General features: G+C 70.7%; 4 protein-coding genes and 1 pseudogene. 2 read left to right on the forward strand and 3 right to left on the reverse strand.

The genetic code is table 11. From position 1 onward, the window contains the following. Positions 1-137 precede the first annotated feature (137 nt). Positions 138-758 carry a MerR family transcriptional regulator gene (locus AOK11_RS06215; RefSeq protein ID WP_055592625.1) on the forward strand — a complete coding sequence of 207 codons (621 nt, stop codon included), beginning with the start codon at positions 138-140 and terminating at the stop codon, positions 756-758. A gap of 6 nt (positions 759-764) precedes the next feature. Here the strand turns inward: AOK11_RS06215 and AOK11_RS06220 are convergent, their stop codons facing one another. Then, positions 765-1568, reverse strand: coding sequence for an exodeoxyribonuclease III (locus AOK11_RS06220; protein ID WP_055592626.1), 804 nt, complete (start codon positions 1566-1568; stop codon positions 765-767). 79 nt (positions 1569-1647) lie between these two features. On the opposite strand from AOK11_RS06220, the gene AOK11_RS06225 reads away from it, so the two are divergent. Continuing rightward, positions 1648-2124 carry a GNAT family N-acetyltransferase gene (locus tag AOK11_RS06225; RefSeq protein ID WP_055592627.1) on the forward strand — a complete coding sequence of 159 codons (477 nt, stop codon included), beginning with the start codon at positions 1648-1650 and terminating at the stop codon, positions 2122-2124. A 91-nt stretch (positions 2125-2215) separates the two neighbouring features. Here AOK11_RS06225 and AOK11_RS06230 read toward each other — a convergent pair whose 3' ends face one another. Together AOK11_RS06230 and AOK11_RS06235 are read right to left on the reverse strand one after the other, a co-directional pair. Next, on the reverse strand, positions 2216-2569 hold the full coding sequence (locus tag AOK11_RS06230) for a hypothetical protein (protein ID WP_055592628.1): 354 nt from the start codon (positions 2567-2569) through the stop codon (positions 2216-2218). Continuing rightward, positions 2569-2766: pseudogene (locus AOK11_RS06235) on the reverse strand (hypothetical protein); the annotation flags it as partial. The gene AOK11_RS06230 and the pseudogene AOK11_RS06235, both read right to left, overlap by 1 nt.

Raw genomic sequence — 2766 nt, forward strand, 5'->3', positions numbered from 1 at the left:
CACTGGCGCAATGGGGAGAGTAGGGCAGTCGCCTACTGAGGGGTAGGGGGCACGCAAGGAAAGTTACCGCTGGTACGCCCTAGGCTGCTGACGTGGCAGAGGAAGCAGGACCCAGAGGCGAGCGGCGCGAGTACCGCATGGAGGAGCTGGCCCGCCTGGCCGGCATCACGGTGCGCACGCTGCGCTTCTACCGCGAGCGCAAGCTGATATCGCCACCTCGCCGCGAAGGCCGCATAGCGTGGTACGACGACCATCACCTGGCCCGGTTGAACACGATCACGGCACTGCTGGAACGCGGCCACACCCTGAACGGCATAGCGGAACTGGCCGAGGCCTTCGACCACGGCCGCGACGTCGGGGAGCTCCTCGGTGTGGGCACCCCCACCGAGGAAACCCCCGTCCGCCTCACCCCCGAGGAGCTCGCCGACCACTTCGCCGGCGAGGTCACCCCGGAGAACCTCGCCGCCGCGATGGACCTCGGCTACCTCGGCACGGACGGCGAGGAGATCGTCCACATCAGCCGCCGCCTGCTGGACGTCTCGTCCGCCCTGGTCCGCGAGGGCATCCCGCTCGCGGAGGTGCTGCGCGCGGGCCGGGAGGTCCGCACCCACACCGAGGCCATGGCCGACCTCTTCGCCGGGCTGATCCTGCGCCACGCCCCCGAGGAGGCCGTCCACCGCCTGCGCCCCCTGGCCCGCAGCGTGGTCGACGCGGAACTCTCCCTGGCGATGGACCGCCGCCTGCACAAACAGGTCTGAAGAGTGCTAGCGGTCGTAGACCACCGTCACCGGAGCATGGTCCGACCAGCGCTCGGCATGGGTGGCGGCCCGCTCGACGTACGCCTTGACCGCGCGGGCGGCGAGCCCGGGGGACGCCATGTGGTAGTCGATCCGCCAACCCGCGTCATTGTCGAAAGCCCGCCCCCGGTACGACCACCACGAGTAGGGCCCCTCGACCTCCGGATGCAGCGCCCGGACGACGTCCACGTACCCGCCGTCGGCCGGGTCGAGGACTCGCCCCAGCCACTCCCGCTCCTCGGGGAGGAACCCGGAGTTCTTGGTGTTGCCGCGCCAGTTCTTCAGGTCGGCCTGCTCGTGCGCGATGTTCCAGTCCCCGCACACCACGACCTCGCGGCCGTCGGCGGCGGCCCGCTCCCGCAGGCCCTTCAGGTACGGGAGGAACTCCCCCATGAAGCGGATCTTCTCGTCCTGCCGCTCGGTCCCGACCTCGCCGGAGGGCAGGTACAGGGACGCGACGGTGACCCCGGGCAGGTCCGCCTCCACGTACCGCCCGCTGCCGTCGAACTCGGCCGACCCGAACCCGACCTGGACGCGATCGGGTGCACGCCGCGTGTAGAGGGAGACACCCGCGCGCCCCTTGGCGGCGGCGGGCGCGTGCACCACATGCCACCCCTCGGGCTCCCGGACCGACTCGGGCAGTTGCTGCGGCTCCGCGCGCACCTCCTGCAGGCACACCGCATCGGCGGAGGTCTGCTCCAGCCACTCCACGAAGCCCTTCTTCGCGGCGGCACGGAGTCCATTGACGTTGACGGAGGTCACAGTGAGCATCCGGGCACGATACCGGCACACTGGACGGGGTCCGAAAACGGATCCTCCACCCTTCCCGGATTGATATACCTTACTGCGCATGAATATCCGCCACGTCTCCTACGACCACCCCGACGCCGTCAAGCTGAACGACGAAGTCCAGGCCGAGTACGACATCCGCTACGGCGACGGCGGCGACGCCACCCCCATGGACCCCGCCGACTTCCGGCCGCCGAACGGCATCTACCTGATCGCCTACGACGAGAACGACACCCCCGCCGCCTCCGGCGGCTGGCGCGTCCAGAACGCCAACGGCGAGGGCAACCGCGACGGGGACGCGGAACTGAAGCGGATGTACGTGATCGAACAGATGCGCGGCCGGGGCCTGGCCCGCCGCATCCTGGCCGCCCTGGAGGACAACGCCCGCGCGGCCGGCCGCCTGCGCATGGTCCTGGAAACCGGCACCGAGCAGCCGGAAGCCATCGCCCTGTACACCTCCAGCGGCTACGAGCCCTGCGAGAAGTTCGGCTACTACCGCTTCCACGACAACAGCCGCTGCTACGCGAAGGCCCTGTAGACCCCCACCCGGAGAAGCCGGCCGGAACGGAAATGAGCCGCCCTGCCGGCCTGGCAGGGCGGGGCCGCCGACGAAACGGTGGTGGCGCCGGTCAGGGACCGGCCTCCGGAACGGACACGGAATCGGACTCCGCGTCCAGGCCACCAGCGCCGTCTTCCGCCATGGAGAGGAGGCGTCGGCCGCGGGACTCAGCCACCCTCAGGACATCGGCCAGGCACTCGGTCAGGCGGAGCGCCGCGTAGCGGACCTCGACGTTCGGGGTCAGGGGGTCGTCCAGCACCCGGCGGGCGGAGCGGAGAACGTCCAGCCCGTCCGCGAGCTGCCGGGTCTCCGTCGCGTCGGCGAGCCGGGACACGATCCCCCCGTCCTCACCGGGGACGAGGAAGCAGGGCTTGCCTTCCGCCGACAGCCAGGGCAGCAGCCGGAGCGCGGTGAGCGAGTTCATCACGCGGCCACCTTCCTCGCGCCGACGGTGCACTGGCCGAGGTCGAGGTCGGCACCGAAGCCGGAGGCGAGTACGACGATCCGGCGACGGTGCCGCCGAAACACCTGCTCCTGCTCATGGGCGGTGAGATAGGGACGGACGAGGCGGGAGGCGGTGCCGTCGAGGGGAAGGTGACAGCAGTACGGGGAGCGGAGGAG

Source organism: Streptomyces hirsutus, from assembly GCF_001418415.1.
Taxonomy (GTDB): Bacteria; Actinomycetota; Actinomycetes; order Streptomycetales; family Streptomycetaceae; genus Streptomyces; species Streptomyces hirsutus.

Bases quoted from the DNA above. Each gene is read 5' to 3' on its own strand.
- AOK11_RS06215 (WP_055592625.1), top strand. From the start codon at position 138: ATGGAGGAGCTGGCCCGCCTGGCCGGCATCACGGTGCGCACGCTGCGC.
- AOK11_RS06220 (WP_055592626.1), bottom strand. From the start codon at position 1,568: ATGCTCACTGTGACCTCCGTCAACGTCAATGGACTCCGTGCCGCCGCG.
- AOK11_RS06225 (WP_055592627.1), top strand. From the start codon at position 1,648: ATGAATATCCGCCACGTCTCCTACGACCACCCCGACGCCGTCAAGCTG.
- AOK11_RS06230 (WP_055592628.1), bottom strand. From the start codon at position 2,569: ATGAACTCGCTCACCGCGCTCCGGCTGCTGCCCTGGCTGTCGGCGGAA.